Annotated in this window: 27 protein-coding genes; 11 read left to right on the top strand and 16 right to left on the bottom strand. The window is 60.5% G+C overall.

What is annotated here, in order from left to right; genetic code table 11:
* The first annotated feature begins 49 nt into the window (after positions 1 to 49).
* The 7 genes from AC0ZT5_RS05085 (at position 50) to AC0ZT5_RS05055 (ending at position 4,017) form a co-directional block, all read left to right on the top strand.
* On the top strand, positions 50 to 289 hold the full coding sequence (locus AC0ZT5_RS05085; protein WP_488495527.1) for a hypothetical protein: 240 nt from the start codon (positions 50 to 52) through the stop codon (positions 287 to 289).
* Between the two features lie 135 nt (positions 290 to 424).
* A complete protein-coding gene (locus AC0ZT5_RS05080) occupies positions 425 to 721 on the top strand; it encodes a DUF982 domain-containing protein (RefSeq protein ID WP_457155586.1) in 297 nt (98 codons plus the stop codon).
* A 93-nt stretch (positions 722 to 814) separates the two neighbouring features.
* A complete protein-coding gene (locus AC0ZT5_RS05075; RefSeq protein ID WP_488495526.1) occupies positions 815 to 1,174 on the top strand; it encodes a DUF6074 family protein in 360 nt (119 codons plus the stop codon).
* A gap of 225 nt (positions 1,175 to 1,399) precedes the next feature.
* Positions 1,400 to 2,638, top strand: coding sequence for a pilus assembly protein TadG-related protein (locus AC0ZT5_RS05070; protein WP_488495525.1), 1,239 nt, complete (start codon positions 1,400 to 1,402; stop codon positions 2,636 to 2,638).
* Between the two features lie 6 nt (positions 2,639 to 2,644).
* Complete coding sequence (locus AC0ZT5_RS05065) at positions 2,645 to 3,085, top strand: TadE/TadG family type IV pilus assembly protein (protein WP_488495524.1); 441 nt, start codon at positions 2,645 to 2,647, stop codon at positions 3,083 to 3,085.
* Positions 3,075 to 3,479 carry a TadE/TadG family type IV pilus assembly protein gene (locus AC0ZT5_RS05060; RefSeq protein WP_488495523.1) on the top strand — a complete coding sequence of 135 codons (405 nt, stop codon included), beginning with the start codon at positions 3,075 to 3,077 and terminating at the stop codon, positions 3,477 to 3,479. Before AC0ZT5_RS05065 ends, AC0ZT5_RS05060 begins: the two co-directional genes overlap by 11 nt.
* A 253-nt stretch (positions 3,480 to 3,732) precedes the next feature.
* Positions 3,733 to 4,017 carry a hypothetical protein gene (locus tag AC0ZT5_RS05055; RefSeq protein ID WP_488495522.1) on the top strand — a complete coding sequence of 95 codons (285 nt, stop codon included), beginning with the start codon at positions 3,733 to 3,735 and terminating at the stop codon, positions 4,015 to 4,017.
* Between the two features lie 87 nt (positions 4,018 to 4,104).
* Here the strand turns inward: AC0ZT5_RS05055 and AC0ZT5_RS05050 are convergent, their stop codons facing one another.
* Positions 4,105 to 4,536, bottom strand: a complete 432-nt coding sequence (locus AC0ZT5_RS05050) for a pyridoxamine 5'-phosphate oxidase family protein (protein ID WP_488495521.1) — start codon at positions 4,534 to 4,536, stop codon at positions 4,105 to 4,107.
* A 182-nt stretch (positions 4,537 to 4,718) separates the two neighbouring features.
* Between AC0ZT5_RS05050 and AC0ZT5_RS05045 the strand changes: the two genes are divergently transcribed.
* The gene (locus AC0ZT5_RS05045; RefSeq protein WP_488495520.1) at positions 4,719 to 5,024 is read left to right on the top strand and encodes a hypothetical protein; all 306 of its coding nucleotides are present in this window, start codon (positions 4,719 to 4,721) and stop codon (positions 5,022 to 5,024) included.
* A 489-nt stretch (positions 5,025 to 5,513) separates the two neighbouring features.
* On the opposite strand, the gene AC0ZT5_RS05040 is transcribed toward AC0ZT5_RS05045, so the two are convergent.
* The 6 genes from AC0ZT5_RS05040 to AC0ZT5_RS05015 all read right to left on the bottom strand — a co-directional run bounded on the left by AC0ZT5_RS05040 (position 5,514) and on the right by AC0ZT5_RS05015 (position 10,490).
* Positions 5,514 to 6,281 carry an alpha/beta fold hydrolase gene (locus tag AC0ZT5_RS05040; protein WP_488495519.1) on the bottom strand — a complete coding sequence of 256 codons (768 nt, stop codon included), beginning with the start codon at positions 6,279 to 6,281 and terminating at the stop codon, positions 5,514 to 5,516.
* A gap of 187 nt (positions 6,282 to 6,468) precedes the next feature.
* A complete protein-coding gene (locus AC0ZT5_RS05035; RefSeq protein ID WP_488495518.1) occupies positions 6,469 to 6,921 on the bottom strand; it encodes a VOC family protein in 453 nt (150 codons plus the stop codon).
* A complete protein-coding gene (locus AC0ZT5_RS05030) occupies positions 6,918 to 7,964 on the bottom strand; it encodes a D-cysteine desulfhydrase family protein (protein WP_488495517.1) in 1,047 nt (348 codons plus the stop codon). The genes AC0ZT5_RS05035 and AC0ZT5_RS05030 overlap by 4 nt, the downstream gene beginning before the upstream one ends.
* Before the next feature lie 43 nt (positions 7,965 to 8,007).
* The gene (locus tag AC0ZT5_RS05025) at positions 8,008 to 8,841 is read right to left on the bottom strand and encodes an enoyl-CoA hydratase/isomerase family protein (RefSeq protein ID WP_488495516.1); all 834 of its coding nucleotides are present in this window, start codon (positions 8,839 to 8,841) and stop codon (positions 8,008 to 8,010) included.
* A gap of 72 nt (positions 8,842 to 8,913) precedes the next feature.
* Positions 8,914 to 9,531, bottom strand: a complete 618-nt coding sequence (locus tag AC0ZT5_RS05020) for a nitroreductase family protein (protein ID WP_488495515.1) — start codon at positions 9,529 to 9,531, stop codon at positions 8,914 to 8,916.
* Positions 9,532 to 9,656: 125 nt separating this feature from the next.
* Positions 9,657 to 10,490, bottom strand: a complete 834-nt coding sequence (locus AC0ZT5_RS05015) for an alpha/beta fold hydrolase (protein WP_488495699.1) — start codon at positions 10,488 to 10,490, stop codon at positions 9,657 to 9,659.
* A gap of 559 nt (positions 10,491 to 11,049) precedes the next feature.
* On the opposite strand from AC0ZT5_RS05015, the gene AC0ZT5_RS05010 reads away from it, so the two are divergent.
* Positions 11,050 to 12,096: an alpha/beta fold hydrolase gene (locus AC0ZT5_RS05010; protein ID WP_488495514.1), complete on the top strand. Its 1,047-nt coding sequence runs from the start codon at positions 11,050 to 11,052 to the stop codon at positions 12,094 to 12,096.
* Between the two features lie 46 nt (positions 12,097 to 12,142).
* On the opposite strand, the gene AC0ZT5_RS05005 is transcribed toward AC0ZT5_RS05010, so the two are convergent.
* From AC0ZT5_RS05005 to AC0ZT5_RS04990, 4 genes are all read right to left on the bottom strand, one after another.
* Positions 12,143 to 12,844, bottom strand: a complete 702-nt coding sequence (locus AC0ZT5_RS05005) for a response regulator transcription factor (protein ID WP_488495513.1) — start codon at positions 12,842 to 12,844, stop codon at positions 12,143 to 12,145.
* 121 nt (positions 12,845 to 12,965) lie between these two features.
* The gene (locus tag AC0ZT5_RS05000) at positions 12,966 to 13,451 is read right to left on the bottom strand and encodes a RidA family protein (RefSeq protein WP_488495512.1); all 486 of its coding nucleotides are present in this window, start codon (positions 13,449 to 13,451) and stop codon (positions 12,966 to 12,968) included.
* Positions 13,445 to 14,170, bottom strand: a complete 726-nt coding sequence (locus tag AC0ZT5_RS04995; RefSeq protein ID WP_488495511.1) for an SDR family NAD(P)-dependent oxidoreductase — start codon at positions 14,168 to 14,170, stop codon at positions 13,445 to 13,447. Before AC0ZT5_RS04995 ends, AC0ZT5_RS05000 begins: the two co-directional genes overlap by 7 nt.
* Before the next feature lie 25 nt (positions 14,171 to 14,195).
* On the bottom strand, positions 14,196 to 14,741 hold the full coding sequence (locus tag AC0ZT5_RS04990; RefSeq protein WP_488495510.1) for a carboxymuconolactone decarboxylase family protein: 546 nt from the start codon (positions 14,739 to 14,741) through the stop codon (positions 14,196 to 14,198).
* A gap of 179 nt (positions 14,742 to 14,920) precedes the next feature.
* Between AC0ZT5_RS04990 and AC0ZT5_RS04985 the strand changes: the two genes are divergently transcribed.
* Positions 14,921 to 15,823 carry a LysR family transcriptional regulator gene (locus AC0ZT5_RS04985; protein ID WP_488495509.1) on the top strand — a complete coding sequence of 301 codons (903 nt, stop codon included), beginning with the start codon at positions 14,921 to 14,923 and terminating at the stop codon, positions 15,821 to 15,823.
* A gap of 5 nt (positions 15,824 to 15,828) precedes the next feature.
* Here AC0ZT5_RS04985 and AC0ZT5_RS04980 read toward each other — a convergent pair whose 3' ends face one another.
* From AC0ZT5_RS04980 to AC0ZT5_RS04965, 4 genes are all read right to left on the bottom strand, one after another.
* Entirely contained in the window at positions 15,829 to 16,896 is a 1,068-nt protein-coding gene (locus tag AC0ZT5_RS04980) for an NAD(P)H-dependent flavin oxidoreductase (RefSeq protein WP_488495508.1), read from the bottom strand.
* Between the two features lie 17 nt (positions 16,897 to 16,913).
* Positions 16,914 to 17,750, bottom strand: coding sequence for an oxidoreductase (locus AC0ZT5_RS04975; protein ID WP_488495507.1), 837 nt, complete (start codon positions 17,748 to 17,750; stop codon positions 16,914 to 16,916).
* A gap of 142 nt (positions 17,751 to 17,892) precedes the next feature.
* Positions 17,893 to 18,267, bottom strand: coding sequence for a response regulator transcription factor (locus AC0ZT5_RS04970; RefSeq protein ID WP_488495506.1), 375 nt, complete (start codon positions 18,265 to 18,267; stop codon positions 17,893 to 17,895).
* On the bottom strand, positions 18,230 to 20,185 hold the full coding sequence (locus tag AC0ZT5_RS04965; RefSeq protein ID WP_488495505.1) for a PAS domain-containing sensor histidine kinase: 1,956 nt from the start codon (positions 20,183 to 20,185) through the stop codon (positions 18,230 to 18,232). Before AC0ZT5_RS04965 ends, AC0ZT5_RS04970 begins: the two co-directional genes overlap by 38 nt.
* Positions 20,186 to 20,409: 224 nt before the next feature.
* Here AC0ZT5_RS04965 and AC0ZT5_RS04960 point away from each other — a divergent pair, with 224 nt between their 5' ends.
* Positions 20,410 to 20,685, top strand: coding sequence for a hypothetical protein (locus tag AC0ZT5_RS04960; RefSeq protein WP_488495504.1), 276 nt, complete (start codon positions 20,410 to 20,412; stop codon positions 20,683 to 20,685).
* Positions 20,686 to 20,854: 169 nt separating this feature from the next.
* Here the strand turns inward: AC0ZT5_RS04960 and AC0ZT5_RS04955 are convergent, their stop codons facing one another.
* Positions 20,855 to 21,286, bottom strand: coding sequence for a VOC family protein (locus tag AC0ZT5_RS04955; protein ID WP_488495503.1), 432 nt, complete (start codon positions 21,284 to 21,286; stop codon positions 20,855 to 20,857).
* Positions 21,287 to 21,520: the final 234 nt, after the last annotated feature.

The following is a 21,520-nucleotide window of genomic DNA, read 5'->3' as shown; positions in this document are numbered from 1 at the left end:
TGCCGGCCGTGCACCGGTCGCGCGGCGCGTCGTTTCCGGACCCATTTCAATGCAACAACGCATCAAGACCTTCAAAACCCCGTCGCGCGCTTTCTCGGCTGCCGCGTTTCTCTCCGTCCAGGCGCTCATCTGCATCGGAACCGTCTATTGGGCGGTTGCCGAGACGCTCGGCCTGTCGGCAATGGCGGCACTTGGTCTGGGCGGCATCTTCGCCGTGCCGACCGTATTTGTGCTGACCACCGCCACCCGCATGGCTTTCGACGCGGAGACAGATCCGGCGAACCAGTAGGCCTGGCGGCCCCTGGCGCGGGTCGCGGCCCCAAAGGGGTCGCGACCGCAGTGACGACACATTTATGCGCCAAAGGCGGTCGAAGCAACTTTTGACGACGAACAGCGTTGGGACGCCGGTTCGGGAGATAGGGACATGGACAGACTGCAATTCGAGGTTCCGGTGCGCATAGCACCCGCGCCCGGCCTGCCAGTCGAGGAGATCTACAGCGTCGAACAGGCGCTCGATATTCTTCAGGGCTGGCCTGTGCGCCGTCAGGGCCCGATCTATCAGAAGGCGTTCAACGCCTGCTTTGGCGCCACGGTGGACGTGGTCAAGACCGAAGACGCCTGCCGGGCGTTCATGGCGTTTTGTCGTGCAAGCGGACTGATGGCTAAGGACATGATGATGCCGCGCAAGCGTGGCGGCGAGGCGAGAACGCTGCAGGCTTGAGGGCCGTCCACCGTTTTCACCTGCCCCGATTGAAATGCCGACGATCGCGTTTGAACGGACACGGCGAAACCGTGGGCGGATCTGGACGCGTCAATGCCAGCGCCGTTAAGCTTCCGTTTCCACATTCGCGGCTACGCCATTGCTTGGTCAGCAATGGTTGATTCGTTGCGTCAGTTCATGGTTCGGAAAATGTCCCCAGAAAAAGTCCGCGCATTCCCGATTGATCGTCAAACAGTGTTGGTGAGGGAAGTCGCCGCCAAACTCGACAACCTGCATGGCGATACTGCCACTTCGTTCTGGAGGGCCAAGGCGTCGGAGTTGCTCGATCTCGTTGTCGGATCCGGCAGAGACAAAATAGCGGCCAGCGATGAAGTGCGCAGATTCTTCCTTGCCGTACAGCGCGAGATGTCGGCCAGAGCGGCCGCTGGGTCGACACCAATTTTATCCGTTTGAAGTCCGGGCCATCCGGCAAGCAGGGGCACGTGTAACTCGCTGCGCAGTTGCCCAGTTAGCAAATGGTAAACTATCTCCGGGCGCGAGCTTTTTGCTCACCGAGCTGTTCCGTGCGCGTTGATTAGCCAACAAACAGCTTGTTTTGGAAGCCAATAGATCACTGCTCAAAAATGAACCGAACTTTTTAGCCCTTCGTTCATATATGCATGTTTTCTAATCTATTTCATGACCCTCAGTTGCTTTACCCGAGTTCGGCTTAGAGTGAACGGCTTTTGCCGGGGTACGACCGCAAACGTCGCCACCATCTTCGCCCTGACCTTGCCGATCGTCGTCGGTGCTGCAGGCTTCGGGGTGGAAACCTCCTACTGGTACTACAACAGCCTGAGGCTGCAGGCGACCGCCGATGCCGCTGCCTATGCCGGCGCGCTCGAACAGATCTCAGGTTCCGACAAGCCGACGATCGTCGCGGCCGCAACCCAGTCGGCCGCATCAAATGGGCTGGGCTTCGGTACGATCGTTGTCAATACGCCGCCAGCATCCGGGCCGAACACGGCGAAGAAGGCGGTCGAGGTCATCGTCGGCCAGAACCTCGACCGGATGTTCACCTCGCTCTTCACGCAGGGCCAGGTTCCCGAACAGGCGAGGGCGGTGGCCCTCATCACCGATGCTTCGAAGGCCTGCATGACCGCGCTCGATCAGACCGCCTCGCAGGCTGTACTGTTTTCCGGCAACACCAGCGTGAAGGTCACCGGCTGCGTGATCATGTCCGATTCTAACGCCCCGGACGCCATCCAGCTTCAGGGCTCGGCGAGCCTCCAGGTCGATTGCCTGATATCGGCGGGCGGCGTCTCTCTCAGCAATCCCGTCACCACTGTCTGCGCGGCCCCGATCACCCAGGCGCTGCCTGCCGCCGATCCATTTGCCGACCTGCCGACGCCTGCGGCCAGTAACCCGTGCAAGAATGTTAACGGCAACAAAACGACGCAGACAATCCAGCCCGGGACCTACTGCAGTGGTATGAACCTCAACGGCAATGTCACGCTTTCTCCCGGCGTCTATGTCGTTCAGGGCGATCTCAAGATAAACGCCAACGCGGCCATCATCGGCAGCGGTGTGACCATCTTCATGTCGGGCAGTTCGACCGTCAGCATGAATGGCAACGCCTCCGTGAAGCTCAGCGCGCCGACCTCGGGCAACTATTCCGGTGTGCTGTTCTACGGCGACAGGACCGGCAACAGCGCAACCAGCACATTCAATGGCACGGCGGATTCGCTGCTAACCGGGGCCATCTACTTCCCCAAACAGCAAGTGAATTATCTAGGCAACTTCTCGGGCAACAGCGGCTGCACCCAGGTCGTCGCCAATACGATTCAATGGTCCGGCAGCACAACCATCAACCAGGATTGCACGAGCCTCGGAATGCGCGACATTCCGGCGGCGCAGTCCGTGGCGCTGGTCGAGTAACCTTCCATGGAGCGCCGATCGACGCCGATGCTGCGTGATGATGCGGGTGTTGCCGCGGTCGAGTTCGCGATGGTCCTGCCCTTCCTGTGCGTGGCGCTGCTCGGCATCGTCGACGGCTGGTCCTATATGACGAGCTCGCTGTCGATGCGCGCTGGCGTGAAGACTGCCGCGAACCTGATCATGGCGGGATCGACCAATGATACGGCGACCCAGGCCGTTGCCATTTCGAGCTGGGAGAACCGGCCGGCGGATGGCCAGGTCACGCTAAGCCGGATTTACAAGTGCGGGACGACCGTGGTCGACGCTTCCACCTTGTGCAGTGGACCGAAGGTGCCATCGGTCTATGTTCAGATCCAGGCATCGGCCACCTGGGTGCCGCCTTTCACCTTCGGCGCCTTTGCCGGCCCCAGTGTCATTGGCCACCTGGAGATGATCCGTGTCCGCTAGGGCAAGCGCATTCAGGCGGGATCGATCGGGCGGGGCCGGGTTGGAATTCGCGCTGATCGCGCCCTTTCTCATCATGCTGCTGTTCGGGATCTTCGCCTTCGGCTGGTCGATGAACTCCGTGTCCAGCGTCCGCTATGTGTTGGAGACGTCATCACGCTCGCTGCAGCTTCAGAACACGCTGACCCAGGCCGACATCCAATCCATCGCCACACAGAAATTGCAGGCCTTGGGTATGAAGGATGTGAACGTCACGATCGCCATCGATCCGGCGAGCGGTGGCTTCCGCATGGCGCATCTGACCGCGACCTATGCCTTCGTCATCAACTTCCCCTACTTCAGCGATTTCCCGATCAACTACGCGACCACGGTTACAGTGCCGCTGGTCGGCAGTTAGGCGAGTAGTCTGCCTGGCTATGGGCTTTTGGCGTGACGCAAGACGGGTACGATTCTCGGGGCTATTGCGTCAAGGCGCACGCGATTGATTGGTGTCACAGCGGCGAGCAGCACGATACCGACTTCAACGAGCAGCAGACGACAAACATACGCCTTGCGCAGCAGATCGTTCAAACGCTGCAGGTGATCTGATCAAAATTCCCGATGAGAATATCTGGTGGCGGGCCTTCCGCGTGGTAAGTCTCGCAACAGCCATGGCAGATACCATCATGTCCTCACCAAAGGAGGGAGCTATGGTTTCGGCTATTGCAAGTCAGCATCGGCAGGTACCTGACACTCAACTGAAAGCGACAAAGCCAGAAACAGGCGAAGGATTCGCGCCAGGCAAGAGCGCCGGCAGCGTAGGACATCGCGCCAAGGCAATGATTGCCGAAACAGGCGACACAGATTCTAACGCGCAGGGTGGCGCTGCATCGAGGATCGCCAGAATGGACATCACCGTGTTGACACCGCCGCCCGAAGAAACGCTTGCAGAGTAAAACTAGGCTGGGGGCGGCCCACCATCATGCCGGTTGCCTGCCTCACTGTGGCGGGCTTTCTGGCTGGGGCCGGATCATTCCCCAAACCTACAAGTCGCCGCCGGTAAGCTCAAACACGATTGGTTCGCCCCGGAAATCAGAGTAGCGGATCCAGCGGGGCAGAATTGTGAATAGTTGTGCCCCTTGCTTCAGAAACTCTGCTTCAAGCGGACAGTTCGCTATGTGAACATCCCTTAACCGCTGTTCTTCGTCAGCCTTGGCAGGCCGGGCCCGGCCCTCAATTTGAACGGTGACGTTTTCGTCCCAACCGATCACGATGGCGATCCGGCTGTCTCGTTCGATATTTGCCAGCTTCCGACTTCCAGGAAAACTGTCGAACACGATGTTGAGATCCTCGCCCAACGTCACCTGTATGACGGCCGCCTCTGGAGACCCATCCGGATTTACAGTGCTGATAGCCCCGAGTTTATGCCTAGCCAGAAAATCGCGAACAAGTTGCCATCGATCGTCCCTGTGCATTTTGACACGTCCTCCGCGCGAATGGCCGCGACCCTATCATTGGCACCCAAGCCATAATAGCTGCGCGCCCGCTGCCTCACGGTGGCGGGCTTTGGCTTTACACGAGGCCAAAGGCAGAGGGCTTTTCATATCGGTTGGCCAAGTCTACACCATCGGTCGGGCGAAAACGCTGGTGGGGCGCCATGAAACCGATCGCGATTGCAATTCCGTTACTCTTCCTCGTGGTGCAGGCTCAAGCGCAAGAGCGCAGGGATATCGCCGGCCTGAGTTGCGCCGAAGTTCAGGCACTACTGAAGCAGGACGGCACCACCGTCATTCGATACCGCTCCATATTTAACCTCAGCCTGACGCGCTACGACCTCTATGTCAGCGGGCAGAAGCAATGCGGTCCTGGCGAGGTGGCTACTGGCGCAGGCGTGCCGACGACCGACACAGATTATTGCCCGGTCCATAAATGCATTGCGAACAATCTCTTCGTGGCAAGGTAGCCGGCCAGGTCGAGCACTGCGCCGAAAGGTGGCCGGGGCTTTTCTTTGACAAATCCTTGGCGACCCGATCCGCCAACCGAGGCGACCGCCGGGCCAAGGCTGAGTACTTGTTGACTGTTGAGGCGCGGGGAGAACTCGATCTGGAAGTGCACATGCAGGCTGTCTTGTACTCCATAATGCCAGGGCTGATTGGTGCGGGTTGATCCGCGCCTGGCTACGGGCATGTGACGCACCGGGGTCGGCGGTGCGTCCTCTAGCTGGCGGCCGATACTCATCCCGGCTTCAAGCCGGGACCTGATACGGGCCACAGGGTCCGCTTCAGTTGGTATCCGTCGCGGGCTTCATGGCGTCGGCTCCGGGCTTCATCGCGTTCGCTAACAACGGTGGCGGCGCATCGACCAAGCTGGACCATGTGCACATACTTCGCCTGCAAAGTACGTGCGCGTTGGCAAAGCGGATGGTCCGTTGAACGTTTGCCGTTCTATTGGTCTACTTCGCGGCATCCTCGATCACGCGAGCGACCGCGGCCGGCTGGGAGATGAAGACAGCGTGGCTTCCGGCCACTTCGGTAACCTTGGCGCCCGAGCGTTGATACATCCAACGCTGCAGTTCCGGGCTCACGACGTGATCCTGGGTAGTGAGGATGGCGAAGCTGGGTTTGGTTTTCCATGCCGCCACGGAAACAGGCGCTGCCAGAGCTTTCTCCGCGAGTTGCTGCTGTGAATCCGCCAGGAACTGAGCGTCCGATGCCGGGACGTCTTGGGCGTACGTCGCAGCAAACTGAGCCGGCTGCATGAAGAAATACTTGCCCGTGGCAGCGACGGGCGCCGGGGTGGCGCGCATGGCATCGTTGGGGGCGGCGAATTTCGACAGAAGCTGCCCGCTCGCTTCCCCGACATCGGGCTGGAGTGCGGCCACATAGACGAGTGCACTGACCTTCGGGTCGGCGCCTGCCTCCGTGATCACCGAACCGGCATAGCTGTGACCGACCAGCACGACAGGCCCCGTCTGCTGATCAACGATGCGCTTGGTGGCATCGACATCCTCTCCCAGACCTGTGAGCGGCTCCTGCACGATAGTGACATGGAAACCATCCCTGGACAGAATGTCATAGACGGCCCGCCAGCCCGAGCCATCAACCAGGGCGCCGTGGACAATGACGATATCTTTCGCGGCCGGCTTTGTGTCGGCGTGAGCAATGGTGCCGCTCATGGCTATCACGAGGGCAATGGCAAAGCTGTTTCGTAGTGTGGACATGTTGGTCTCCTGTGTTTTCAAGTTGCCCGTCGTTTCGCGTGGCCATCTTGGTGACGGGCATCTATCGATCGGTGATGGCCAAGGGTCTTCGCTGGTCGAATTCGCGCGCCGGCACACGGGGTCCGCGCTCATCGTTGGTGTCGAAAAATAGTCCTCCTCTTGCCGGCCAATCGCTGTCTGAACTGGATCACCGCGGCTTGCGCGCGTTCTCGAGGCGAGGATCGAATGCAAACTCGATCCGTACGCCGCTGGGCTCGCGCACGATGAAATGGATCTTGGGGCCGGTGCCCGAGGGTTCCGGGCCAAACTCGACGACGACGCCAGGCCAACTCGACACGCGGTCATAGAGAGTATCGAGGCCGATCCGATCGACGACAGCAAGGGCCAGATGATGCAACCCGACGTTTGCACGCCGATCGAACGGGATCGCTTTGCTCGGCGTTTCGACCTGCCACAGCGTCACGACGTCGTGTCCGTCCGATACGAACACCGCTGGATAGTCCGCCCGCCCGCCGACGATCCGCCATCCGAGACAATCACAAAAGAATCCTCGCGTCCCCTCGAGGTCGCGGACGCTTAATCCGATGTGGTCGACACCGCATGTGCTGGCTTCATCCGCCATATGCCCTTCGGTGCTCACGCCGGATCCTCCTGGCCCGCGCCGAGGAAATCGCTCGCATAGGCGTAGAGGCCGGGGATTCCGCCCGTCATGATGAAGAGGACGTTGTCGCCGGCCGCATAGCGTCCGGCCGAGATGTCGGCCAGCAAGCCGGCGAAGGCTTTGCCGCCATAGACGGGGTCCAGCAGCAAGCCCTCCCGGCTCGCCATCAGCCGAACTGCCTCGACCATGGCGGGGGTTGAAACGCCATAGCCTGCGCCCAGTTGGTCTCCCGAGATGCTGACGTCGTTCGAACCCAGAGATGCCTCAAACCCCAGGAGGGTCAGAGCGGCATTGGCCCTCTCAACCGTCGTCGAGATGGCGTTGGCGACGGGCGCAAGCACTGAGCAAGCTCGCACCCGCGTGGTATCAAGCCCGAGCGCCCGATACCCCGCAACCAATCCGGCGTGTGTTCCTGAACTTCCATTCGGGACCACGACCGCGGCAAAATCGATATCGAGATCCTTGGCCTGCGCCTGGATTTCGAGCGCGCAGGCCGCGTAGCCAAGGCTTCCAACCGGCGAGGAGCCGCCGAGCGTGGCCATATAGGCGGTGCGGCCGGCCAGACGCAGTTCCTCGAACCGCTGCTGCGCGAACCCCGTCGAATTGACGCCGGCCGGCAGATGGTGGGTGCGAGCGCCGAAAAGATCGTCGAGCAGAATATTGCCGTTCCGATCATATTCGTCCCCGCCACGCGGAACCAAGGGTGAGAGAACCACTTCGCATGCCAGGCCGAGCCTCGCGGCCGCGGCAGCCGCCAGGCGCGTAAAGTTCGATTGCCGGCCGCCTGTGGCGACGATCGTGTCGGCGCCTGCTGCGGCGGCATCGCCGAGCAGGAATTCAAGCTTGCGCAGCTTGTTGCCGCCGCCGCCCAGCGACATCAGATCGTCGCGCTTGGCGTAGATTCGAAGACCATTCAACGACGAGCCCAAAGCGTCCTCGATACGATGGAGGCGCTGTATGGGAGTCGGCCCCTCCAACAAATCGCGACGCGGCATGAGTTTCAGGGCATCGGAAAGAGACATGACTACACCTCGGAAATGAGCAACAACACGCTCGCCTCGTTGCCTATTCTTTGAACTCGGCCGTGGACCGATTGAGGTGGCTCTCGAGCTCGCCAGACTGACCCAGCCCCCTTTCGATGAGCGCTTTCACGCGCGCCTGCGCCCCGGGTCGCTGCACGGAGGTGATGAAGGTGTCCCATCCCGTCTGACTTTCCGCATCCGGCGGCAGGCTGGCGATGTCGACCAGGTGCTTGGTGTCGGCGATTGTCTGCCGGTCGAACGACGCGATGCGGGTCGCCAGGGCGTCGACAAAGCCATCCAGCTCGGCATCGGGCAGTGCCCGATTGACATAGCCGTAGCGCTCCGCCAGTTCGCCATTGAATTCGTCAGCGCCAATCAGGATCTCCATGGCGCGGCCACGACCGACCAGGCGCGGCAACCGGGCCATTGGCCCGCCGCCCGGGGCAAATCCCGCGCCGACTTCGAATTGCGAAATAATTGCCTTTTCGCGGCTGGCGAAACGCATGTCCGCAGCGAGTGCCAGTTCACTGCCGATACCGCTGGCTCGGCCGCGGATGGAAACGATCGTCACGGCCTTGAGACGGCTGAGACGCACCATGAAGTCCGGCACGGGATGCATGCCGGTGGGGCCTGGCTTCATGTCCGTCGAGTCGTTGAGCGGCTTCAGGAGATCGTAGTGCGCCATGAAGTAATTGGGCACCGCACTGTCGAAGACGACGACCTTGACCTTCGGATCGGCTTCGATCCCGTCGAGGATCTTAACCAGATCGCGCACCTCGGCGGGGCCAACGATATTGAGCGGCGGGTTGTTGAAGGTCACTTCCCAGTACGCGGGGCTCTTGCGCGTCAGCCGGATCTTCGCCGTCTGTGCACTCATTGTTGAACTCCTGGTCATTGAGCACACCGACATGACGTCTAGGGCGCGCCTATTTGGTTTCTGCCGTGCGGATCAGACAACACTCAGAAGTTCGGTCACTGAGCGCCGCGGCTTCTGTGGCCAATTGCCCTCGGCGGCATACCCAACCGTCACCAGGACCACCGGGACTTCATCACTGCGAAGGCCAAATTCACTCGCAACGCCGGCGGCATCGAATCCGATCATCGGCGATGAACCCAGCCCTTGAGCTTGGGCTGCGAACATCAGTTGGCCGGCGCCGAAGGTCGCAGTGCGAACGGCTTCATCGCGCTGCCTCTGCGGCTGTTCGAAGTAAAGTGCCTTTCCAGCACCTTCCCATCCCGTCACGACGTCTGCGGGCATGAAACCGGCCGCGACCGACGATGCGAGCCGTTCAGCCATGAGGAGGTGCGATGCAAGCTGTCCAACGACCACAAACGTCACGGCCGCTTCCGTGACCTTCGGCTGATCGAACGCGAGCTTGCGCAAGCGTGCCTTTGCCTCGGGCGTCCTTACGGCGATGAACCGCCAGTTCTGCAGGTGAAATGCCGTGGGCGCGCGTGTCGCCAGGCGCACCAGTTCGCTGATCTGGGCATCGCTGATGGTGCGCGAGCTGTCATATTTGTTGGTCGTGCGACGATTTTCAATCGCATCGAGAACTGCATTTGTCATGATCGTTCCTTACTTGCGTGCAGAAGCCTGCGCGCCCGCAGCTGCGGCTGCTGGGCTCGGCTTCAATGTTTGCGAATTCACAACTGTGGCGAGGCTGGCGGCAACGGTCGCCGCCGCATTGGCAATCAGGTCTTGATGAACGCCAGGATGTCAGCGTTGATGAGTTCGGCGTGGGTGGTGGCCATGCCGTGCGACAACCCCGGATAGGTCTTCAGCGTCCCGGTCTTGAGCAGCTTAACTGACAGCAGGGCGCTGTCTTCGATCGGGACGATCTGGTCGTCTTCTCCGTGCATGACCAGCATGGGGATGGAAATCTTCTGCAGATCTTCCGTGAAGTCCGTCTCGGAGAAGGCCTTGATGCAGTCGTATTGGGCCTTGGCGCCGCCCGCCATGCCCTGCCGCCACCAGTTGTCGATGGTCCCCGGCGACACCTTGGCCCCAGGCCGATTGGCGCCGTAGAACGGGCCCCCGGGAATGTCCCGGAACAACTGCGCGCGGTTAGCCGCCAGGCCGCCGCGGATGCCGTCGAAGACCTCCATCGGAAGTCCGCCTGGATTGGCAGCGGTCTTCAACATGAGCGGCGGCACCGCGCCGATCGTCACGGCCTTGGAGACTCGGCCGCCGCCCCCGTGCCGCGCCACATAGCGGACCACCTCGCCGCCGCCCATGGAATGGCCGACGTGGATGGCGTGCTTGAGATCAAGGTGGGCGACCAGCGCCGCCACGTCAGCGACGAAAGTGTCATAGTCGTTGCCCTGATCGGTCTGGGTGGAGCGGTTATGGCCGCGCCGGTCATGGGCGATCACCCGGTAGCCCTTCGACATGAAGAACATCATCTGGGCGTCCCAGTCGTCGGCCGAAAGCGGCCACCCGTGGTGGAAGACGATCGGCTGACCAGCGCCCCAATCCTTGTAATAGATCTGCGCGCCGTCCTTGGCGGTGATGGTTCCGCTGCTCATGAGTGCTCCATTGATTTGAGTGGGTTGCGTGGCCGAAGCCTCCGCCAGCGAAAGCGTCGGTGCCAGCGCGGCAAGGCTCATGCCGGCAATGAGGAAGTCGCGACGCGAGACGCCGGAACCGTGGAAACCCGGGCTGCTTGGGTTGCCGGCTGCCGACAAGTTTGCAGGTCCGGATGCATCTGGCAGGGATGTTTTCTTCATAGCGACGCCTGTGCTTTTCCGATCCAGTTGGATCCCGCACAGGGTCCTCCGACGGCGAACCTAAATCCATTGTACGAAGATGTATCCGTTGACGGTCTTCGCACCGTCCACGCGAGTGATAAGGACACCAAAGCACAATGGACGATCGCAGGCCTGTCGCAGGTCTGTGTGCTTGCAAATGGGCACGGAGAGACCGAAAACTAGCGAACCTCTCAGGGTGCGCGAACTGATGTCACCTGAGCGATACTTTCGTGCAATAGCTTGTCGCCCGGTAAATCCGGATCATCGGGGCCGCATGCGAGTAAATCGGCAGGATCCCCCCGATAGACATTCGCTGCCATCGAAAGAGGAGTTTCCAGTGGACGCTTTGGACGAAATCGACCAACCCCGCCGGCGTTTCGTTTCAGCCGTCGCGATTGCCCTTGCTGCGGCCCAATTCAGTTTGACGGACTCTGCGATTGCAGGAGAGAAAGCAGCAACACCCGCAATCAAACCTGGAACAGACGCGTCCTATGGACCGCTGAAGCAGATCGACACCGAGATCCTCAATGTTGGGTATGTCGACGCTGGTGCCGAGACGAACCCCGCAGTCATCCTCCTGCATGGCTGGCCTTATGACATCCACAGTTTTGTCGATGTCGCTCCCTTGCTGGTCTCGGCCGGCTATCGCGTCATCATTCCACATCTGCGCGGCTACGGCACAACGCGATTTCAGTCGAACGAAACTTTCCGCAACGGCCAGCCGACGGCGCTCGCCGCCGATCTGGTCGCCCTGATGGACGCCCTCAAGATCGACAAGCCAATTCTGGCCGGCTTTGATTGGGGTGCCCGAACCGCCGACATCGTTGCCGCGCTCTGGCCCGAGCGGTGCAAAGCGTTGGTATCCGTCAGCGGCTATCTGATTGGCAACCAGAAGGCCGGCAAAGTGCCGTTGCCGCCGAAGGCCGAGCTACAATGGTGGTATCAGTTTTACCTAGCCACGGAACGCGGAAGAGCCGGCTACGAAAAATACACGCATGATTTCGCCAAGCTGATCTGGCAGCTCGCGTCGCCGCAGTGGAAGTTCGACGATGCCACCTTCGATCGAAGCGCTAAGGCCTTCGACAATCCCGACCATGTCGCGATCGTGGCCCACAATTACCGCTGGAAGCTCGGCCTCACGGAGGGCGAGGCAAAATATGACCCGCTGGAAGAGAAGCTCGCCGCGGGACCGGTCATCGGCGTTCCGACAATCACCCTCGAGGGTGACGCAAACGGCGCCCCGCATCCTGAAGCCAGCGCTTACGCCAAGAAGTTCTCAGGCAAATATTCGCACCGCCTCCTCACCGGCGGGATCGGCCACAACTTGCCGCAAGAAGCGCCTCACGCCTTTGCCCAGGCGATTCTTGACGTTGGCGTTTTGTAAATTTGCCTGGTGAACCGGGCGCGAGCCCGCTTCATCTTTCAGAGGGTCATCCGATGACGCGCTGATCGCCAAAGCCGTTTGCCTCGCTATGAGGTGGCGTCAGGCCCAGTCTCGCCGCCATGTTCACCAGGTCGGGGAGTGAGCGTGCATCCATCTTCCGCATCACTTGGCCCCGGTGCGCCTTCACGGTTATCTCGCTGATGCCGAGCTCGAAGGCGATCTGCTTGTTCAGCAGCCCTGAAACGACCAAGACCATGACCTCTCGCTCGCGTCGGCTCAGCGTCCTGTGACGGTCGCGTAGCGTGCGAATTTCGAGATCCAATGCAAACGCAGCCTTGCTCAGTTCGAGCGCATGCTCGATTGCCCCAAGCAGAACGTCTTCGCTGAAGGGCTTCATCAGGAACTCGACCGCACCGGCCTTCATTGCCTTGACCGTCATCGGCACATTGCCGTAACCGGTCACGAAGATGATGGGCATATCGGCGCGGTCGATGGAGACCAGCTTCTGCAGGTCGAGCCCGTTCAGGTCGGGAAGATGCACGTCCAGGATCAGGCAGTTGGGGACAAGCGCTCGGGAGCGAGAGAGGAACTCCCGGGCGGACTTGAACGTCTCCGGTTGCCAGCCGGCGTGCCTGATGAGCAACTCCAGCGATTCGCGGATGGAAACATCATCATCGACGACGAACACCACAGGTGTTTCGTTCGACATGGACGCCGACATGTCCCTCATACCCATCGCAGCCGCCATACCCTCCCACCATGTCGGGAGGGCTCCACTTGGCCGCAGGACTTTTCGATCGAAGTGCCCCGCAAGGCGCGTCGGAATTTCATCGCTACCTCCATAGACTGCAAGGCAATGGCTTGTTTGCTTAGGCCGCGATCTCGAAAACGAGCTCGACTTCGATCGGCATGCCGAGCGGCAGGCTGGCAACGCCGAGAACGATACGGCCCGAGAGCATCCCGGTGCCGAAGACCTTGACGAGAAGCTCGGACGCTCCGTCGGCGACTTTGGGATGGCCCCGGAAGTCGCCCTCAGTCGCGATGTAGACACCGAGCTTTGCCACGCCGGTTATCTTGTCGAGTGAACCGAGATGCGCCCTGGCCGCCGACAAGGCGTTGAGGCAAGCGATCTCCGCCGCCTTGCGCCCCTCCTCCGCCGACAGAGCACCACCGACGCGTCCGATATATTGCGGCTCGCGCCCGACGACCGGCAGCATGCCGCTCAGATAAAGCAGGTTGCCGATCTTCACTGTCTCGACATAGGCGCCGAAGGGGGTGGGCGACGGGGGGAGCGCGATGCCGAGATCACTCAGCCGCTGCTCTGCGCTGGTTTGCGTGCTCATAGCTGTCACCATCTTCCTAGATGTGCGCCGCCATCGACGTTCAGCACCTCCCCGGTTATGCGCGGCGCCTCTGTCAGGAACAGGACGGCATCAACGATTTCCTGGACGCTCGAGATGCTGTGCATGGGTGAGAGCGTCTTCAGAAACTCCTTCGGGTTGTCCTTGTGCAGTGGCGTATCGACAACGCCGGGCGCGACCGTGTTGGCGCGTATTTGATCCTTTGCATATTCCATAGCGATGTTCTTCGACATGGCTTCGATGCCGCCCTTGGTCAGCATGGCGACCGAGGCGTTGATGCCGGCGATCGGGCGATCCACCATCGGTGTGGTGATGCTGACGATGCTGCCACCGCGCTTCTGCGCCAGCATCTGCCGCACGACGCGCTGCGTGAGGTGCAGAAACCCTTCGAGATTGGTCGCAGCCAGGCGACGGTAATCTTCGATCGTGTAGTCGATGAAGGGCTTGGTGAAGAAGATCCCGGCATTGTTGACCAAAGCATCGATCGAGCCGAACCGGGCAAGCGCGGTTTCGACGACGGCCTTGGCCGTCTCCGGGTCGGCGATGTCGCCATCGACGCGGACCAGGCGGTCGGATGCATTGAGCTCCGCCGACCGACTGACTTGCCGTGAGGTCGCGACGACGTTGTAGCTCCTTTCGAGAAAGCTATTAGTGAGGCCGGCACCGATGCCTTGGGAGGCGCCGGTGATGACGACCGTTTTATGCGTCTGCATGTTCATCTCCATTGGAAGAGCAGTGTCACTGCTGCGTTTGGGCCTCGAAGGCCGGGTCGATCGAGATAGGGTTCAGGTGGTCGAGGTAGTTGCTCATTGTCTTCAGGGCGACGCCGGCCAAGATTTCCATTAGCGCGACGATGTCGTAGCCTGCCTCGAAGAAGGCCCTCTTCGCTGCCTCCGAGACGTAGCCGCGCTCGCCGGCGAGTTGTCGTGTAACCGTCACCAGCGCGTCCTGCTTCGGATCTGCCAGCAGCGACCGGTTGCGGATGGCGTCGATGGCAGCCGCCTCGAGATGCATCGCCTTGAGTGCCGTCGCATGCACGGCAATGCAGTAGCGGCATCTATTCGCCACCGACGCCGCCAACAGGATCATCTCCCGCTCCTCGGCGCCGAACGATGAGCTTTCCCACGCCGTTTCGAGGGCCAGGTAACCATTCAGCATCGCCGGAGAATTGGCGAACGTCGCCAAGAGGTTTGGCACGAAGCCAAACCGCTCCTCGATGGCCCGGAGGTTTTCTTTCGAACCTTCGGGGGCCGTTGCTGCCGTCTGTGGCTTGAGCGTCTTCATGATTGCGGCAGCCCCTAGGCGAACACGCTCGCCCTGGTTTCGCCGACGACGATCCTGTCGGTCATATGGTCTCTCCATGGGCTGGATTGCCCTTGTGAAGCCCTATATGGCGCAAGCGAGATTTCTCGATTAGACGGAAATATCTGGAATGTCTTTTCCACCCATGCAAAAATCTAGGCATGGCCGATCTGAACGACATCGCCGTCTTCGTGAGGGTTGCGCAGTTCGAGAGCTTCAGCCGCGCCGCGCACGCACTGGGCATGCCCGTCTCTACCGTCAGCCGCAAGGTGACAGCGCTGGAGGAGCGGCTCGGCGTGACCTTGCTGCAGCGCACGACGCGCAAGCTCAGCCTGACCGAGCAGGGCCGTGCCTACTACAATCAATGCAGCGAGCCGTTGAGCGACCTCTTCGACGCCGAACGGGTGCTCACCCAGACGCAGAAGAAGCCCGAGGGCCTTCTGCGGATTTCCGCGCCGGTCATTCTTGGCCAGGAAGTGTTCTATGAATTCCTGTCCTCATTTCTGAAGACCTATCCGCGCATACAGGCCGACCTGTTCATCACCAATCTGTTCCTGGATCTGATAGCCGAGAATGTCGACGTCGCCATCCGCTTTGGTGAATTGCGGGATTCGAGCCTGATCGCCCAGCGTATCGGCAAGAGCGTGCGCTATGTCGTCGCCACGCCGGAATATCTGCGTGGTCGGCTTGCCCCATCGCGGCCGGAGGACCTGCGCCAACATCAATGCGTCCTCCTGCAGGCGCGCAACAACGAGGTGGAATGGCATCTGGTCAGCGGCAAGAAATCCATCAAGCTCCACGTTACCGGGCCGGTGTCGGCGAGAGATTTCCAGGCGGTGAGCGCTTTCACCTATCGAGGCCACGGCATCGGCCTGCTGCCATCGACCTATTGCGACGCCCAGATCGCCAGTGGCGAACTCGTCAGGCTTCTGCCTGATTGGTCGTCGCCGGAAATTTTCGTCCATGCCGTCTATCCGACACGCCGATTTCTGCCAGCGAAGCTGCAGGTATTCCTCGAGGAATTGAAGGCCTGGAAGAGTCCTCTATGGATTCCGCTGCGATGATCACGCTAGCTCGACAGGTCGGCGATCAATTCAGCCATCAGTTTTCCGGTTGAAAGGGAGCGCGCGAGCGGCGCTCCCTGGCCGGCCCATTGAGCACCGTAACCGAACTCGCCGACCAGCTTTGCCGCGGCGTTCAGTGATTTTCCGGCATCGTATGCGATCGGGTATTCGGGGATGTCGCTTAGCGCCGCACCTGCACCGAATGCGGTGACCCGGTTTGCAAGACAGCGAGCCGGACGTCCGGAAATTGCACGCGTCATCACCGTATGATTGACGGCTTCACTTTGCAAAGCGGCGCGATACCCTTGATCCGCGGCGGATTCGTCCGTCAGCACGAACGCCGTGCCAAGTTGCGCAGCGCTTGCTCCCAACCGAAGCGCGGCAGCGATACCGGCGCCGTCCATGATCCCGCCAGCGGCAATCACCGGGACAGCCAGTTCTCGCACGAGCAGCCGCGTGAGGGCTATCGTTCCGAGTTGGGCATCGTCACCATCGGGGTCGAAGATACCGCGATGACCGCCTGCTTCGTAGCCCTGGGCAACGACGGCATCCACGCCGGCGGACGCCAGGAGCCGCGCTTCACGAAGGCTTGTCGCGGAGCCAAGGAGGACAATGCCCGCCCCTCGCATTGTGCGGATCCACTCGTGGGACGGCAACCCGAAATGGAAACTCACGACCTTCGGCCTGGTCGCGAGCAAGGTTGAGAGCATGTCCTCATCCTCAAGGAAACTCTTGTAGATCTCACGAATGGTGGTGGGAGGCTCTGCGAGGACCTGATTGAATGCGGGGCGCAGACGCTCGAGCCATGCTGCCTCACGCGCGGCATCCGCTTTCGCCGGTTCATGGCAGAACAGATTGACATTAAACGGTCGGTCGGATCGCCCACGCACGGCGGCGATCATTTCGCCGGCACTCGCCGCATTCACCGCGCCCACGCCGAGCGAACCCAGTCCTCCTGCACTGGAAACCGCCGCCGCCATAGCGGGTGTCGACATCCCCGCCATGGGGGCCTGTATGATCGGCCACTCGATATTTAGGAGTTCGAGAAGGACCTGCGATGAGCGGAGCGGCATCAGAAGCCTCCTGCGTTTCAATCAAAGCTTGTCGATCGAGACAAGCTCTCCCACGCAGCGATTTCAGCCTTCATCGCTTCGATTTTGTCCTCGACAAGCTTGAGAGCGTCGTCGCCGAGATAGAGCCTCGCCGGCGGATTCTCAGCCTCGACCAGTCTCAGCAGAGCCTGGGCGGCCTTTGCAGGGTCGCCAGGCTGGTTTCCGCTCTTGGCCTTCCGCGCCGCGCGGATCGGATCCATCACTGCGTCATATTCAGCGATCTTGCGCGAGGCCCGCACCATCGAACGTCCAGCCCAGTCCGTTCGGAACTGCCCCGGAGCCAGCGCCGTAACATGAATGCCGAGATGCTTCACCTCCTTGCCCAGCGCCTCCGAAATGCCTTCCAGCGCGAACTTGCTGCCGCAGTAATACGTGATCCCCGGCATCGTAATGAAACCAGCCATCGAGGTGACGTTGATGATATGGCCGGTTCGCCTTTCACGCATTTCGGGAAGCACGGCCTTCATCACCGCCACGGCGCCGAACACGTTGGCCCCGAATTGACGTAGCATGTCTGCTAGCGACGATTCCTCGAGCACGCCTTCGTGACCGTAACCGGCATTGTTGACGAGGACATCGATAGGACCGACTTCGCGGGCTGACTTTGCGACTGCCTCGGGAATTGCGTCGAAGTCGGTGACGTCAAGCAGGATCGCGTAGGCACGTCCTTGTGCAAGACTGGTGAACGCCGACGCCGCTTCGTCACTGCGTACAGTACCGATGACCGTATGCCCTGCCTCCAGGGCGCCCTCGGCAAACGCCTTCCCCAAGCCAGAACTGACGCCAGTGATCAGAAAAGTTTTGACTTTCGTCATGCTTCGCTCCTTCCGCGAGGACGCCATGTCGAGCCAGCCCAGAGGCCGCCTGCGCCTTTTGGTGTGATTGTTTATTGCCGGCTTGGTTCCAGTATTCCTGCTATTCGGCGCAGCCGAAGGTCGCAGCAATGCTCAAAAGAGATCAGTTCATGCGAAGCGCCAGGTTAAGCGCTTCCTGCAGCGCCGCCTCGCTGAACGGCTTGAACAGGCATTCCACCGCGCCCTGTTCGATGAGATGTCGTCGAATGGTGGCGTCTCGTCGAGCTGTGATGAAGACGGTGGGGATTGATTGCCCGCGACGCGCCAGTTCCTGCTGCAATTCAAGTCCCGTCATGCCAGGCATGGCGACGTCGAGGATCAGCCCGCTGGTCCTGCCCACGCAATCGGATGCCAGAAACTCTTCCGCCGATGAGAATGCCTCAACGCGAAAGCCCAACGCCTTGACCAAGTCCGGGAGAGACTCTCGTACGGAATCATCGTCATCGACAACTGACACGAGCGGAGACGTACTGGTCATAAGGACCTCCTGCATTATGGGCACTTCCGCCGGACGCTTGCGGGTCTCTGATCTCATCCAAATGTGCTTCATCAGCAGAGTACAGGGGTATGGCGAAGGAGAAGGTTGCCCCCGGCCCATCATTGGAGAGCGCCCATAAACGGCCATTGTGGCACTCGATGATTGCCCTGCTGACGGATAGCCCGATTCCCATGCCGTCGCTCTTTGTGGTGTAGAATGGCTCGAAGAGCCTCTCCAGGCTATCGGGTCCGAAACCGATGCCGGCATCCTGTACCGAAAGGCGCACGCCGTTGTCGTTGTCGAGCTCGGTCCTGACCTGCAGCCGTCTCTGCCGATCCGTGACGCCGCTCATCGCATCGGCAGCATTTCGCAAGAGGTTCATGATGACCTGTTGCAGTTGAATGCGGTCTCCGGCGACCAGCGGAAGCCCGCGGGCTAGGTCAGTGCAAAGTACAACACCGTTTCGCTGAAGTTCGCACGCAGCCAAAGCGACCACCTCGCGCACCGCCTCGTTCAGATCCAGCCGTTCGATCATAGCCGTCCGCTTGCTGAAGAGCGACCGCAAACGGCCGACCACGTCAGCTGCACGATTGCCGTCGCGAATGGTTCGGCGCGCGGTTTCCTTCGCGACTTCGATGTTCGGCGGATCTGCGGCCAACATGCGAAGGCAGGTGCTGGCGTTGGTGATGATGCCCGACAATGGTTGATTGACTTCATGCGCAATTGAAGCCGTCAAGACACCAAGGCTCATGATCCGAGTGACCTTTGCAAGTTCGGAGCGCACCTTCTCGAGCGCATCCTCTGAAAGGCGGCGTTGTGTGATGTCGAGCACCGCGCCGATGTACTCAGTCTGCCCAGCACGGTCTTCAATCCTGTGCGCAACGACGTGCAAGTGCTTGACCGACTGGTCAGGCAGCACGATCCGATGTTGATATTCGAAGTGGCTCTCGCCACGTTCAGCCGCTTCCAGCATGTCCGCCATTAATGGAAGGTCTTCGGGATGTACCCGACTGGCGATCAGATCGAGCGTCACAACGCTATCAGGCTCGAACTCGAAAATGCGATAGAGCGGTTCCGACCAAACGATCTCGCCCTTGGCGACATGCCAGGAAAGATTGCCCATTCGGGCTAGGTGCTGGCCTTCAGCCAGGAACGCTTCACTGCGTCGCAATTTCTCCAGGGCCTGCTTTCGAAATTCGATGCCGATGTGAACCCCGTACCATTTGACGATGGTTCCGGCTTTGTCGCGCAACGGATCAACGCGGAACAAAAACCACCTGTATTGGCCATCGAAACGGCGCATTCGCACCTCGCACTCGCCGCTGCCTCCGGACGCTATCGCGGCTTGCCATGCAGCCTCGAGCTTGGCCGCATCTTCCGGATGCACCGCGCCTGTCCAGCCGCGCTCCCTGGCTTCTTCGGCAGAGAAGCCGACATAGTTGAGATAGTACTGGCTAAGGAACTCCGCTTTGCCGTCCGGATCTGCCGACCATGCCAGTATCGGGATCGTGTCGATCATGAGCTTGAGATCGCGCTCACTCTTTGTGATGGCTTGCTCGGCAAGCTTGCGATTGTCGATATCGATGTTGACGCCATACCATTTCACAACGCCCCCTGACTTATCGCGAAGGGGACTGACGCGAACCAGAAACCACCGGTATTCTCCATCGAAGCGGCGTAGGCGCGCCTCCATTTCGCTCGGCTTGCCGGACGCCAAAATCGATTGCCAACGTTCGACCAGCAGGGGCAGGTCGTCCGGATGGACGAGCGTCCGCCACTCCCGGCTATCAGTCTTGCCTAGGGCGACACCGGTGTAGTCGCACCAGCGTTCATTGACATAGTCGATGCTGCCGTCAGGCAGCGCAGTCCACACCATGGCCGGTAGTGCATCTAAAACGCAGCCTGGATTGATCTCCATCGCTATCCTTCCGCATGCGCCCACGCACTCACGAATGTGCAACGCGCCGAATGCAGATTCCATTGTGCCTAGGTGTTGGTCGCGACCAAGGGACCTGAACCTCATTGAAGAGGCCACCTAAGGTATTGCCGACACAATGGTTAAATAGATTTACCTCCAATCGGTGCAGTACGAGGGGTCGCCCCCGCGCGGCAATCTGCAACCAATAAGGAAGATCAAGATTAATGGAAAAGATGTTTTTGGTGTGTGCCATGGCACTCGCAACGGCAAGCGGTTCCGCGCTGGCCGGCGCTCTCGATGAACCTGACAATATGACGCCGTTCTTCACCGATGCGACTATGACGAAAATGAAGTCGCCCACGGAGATGAAAGCAGCATGGGACGCCATGGCGCCGGAAACGCGAGCCGCGATGATGAACGAGTGTCAGGATGCCGCCATGAGCAAGCCTCACGCACCATTCTGCGCTGAGCTGATGCCTCTCGGCGGTGCCAATAAGTGAGTTCTATGCCCGCGGACTGACGGTTTGCGAAAACGGGTTCGCCCGCTGGGACGGCGGCTATTGGCCGCCGTTCCATTGCCGGCACGAGCACATGGCCGAAGCGGGTCGGTGATGTTGACGAGCTGGAGGTAGACGATGCGCGCCGCGTATACTGGCTGCGAGCGCCTGGTCAGGCTCGGCCGGGACGCCGCGTCGTGACCTCCTGGACGATCCACCCATTGCCGTCGGGATCGCTGAAGGCGAAGAAGGACCCGTAACTCGTGCGCTTGGGGTCGGGACCCTGTATCCGCGCCTCCGGCGGGATGGGAGCACCATGCCACATGTCGCTCGCGCCAATGCCACGGCGGACGACATCGTCATGGGCCGCGACAATATCGGAGACGACGAGCGTTCCGAAGGCTGAACCAGGAGCGGCCGGGGTCACTCCCGTGCCGAATGTGACGGAACACCCGGAGCCTGGGGGCGTGAACTGTACGAGCCGAATGCCCTTCGCCGGAGCGATATCCTCGTCGAGCCTCCAGCCCAACCTTGTGTAGAATTGCTTGGAGCGATCGACGTCGGACACGGGGATGATGTCGACCTCAAGGCGCATATCGACCATATCTGTCTCCTTTGGCGCATCTTGCAGCGTCGCTGCCGCGCCTGAAAAAGTGAATGTTTCTTGCTGCTTGCGCCTATTTCACCCGGCACAGGATAGGCGAATACAGTCCCTGGTTCTGCCACGCCATTACACCTAGGTATCGACGAGACCTTGGTATTGGTTTTGAACCCGAGTCATCGCCGAACCGCGTTCCAGACGCGGATGTGTTGAGGACGCCGTCCGCCAAAAATCGTT

The sequence above is a fragment of the Mesorhizobium sp. CNPSo 4670 genome (assembly GCF_057784235.1).
Note: the sequence above shows the minus strand (reverse complement) of the source record. Positions and strands in the feature narration are given on the sequence as shown.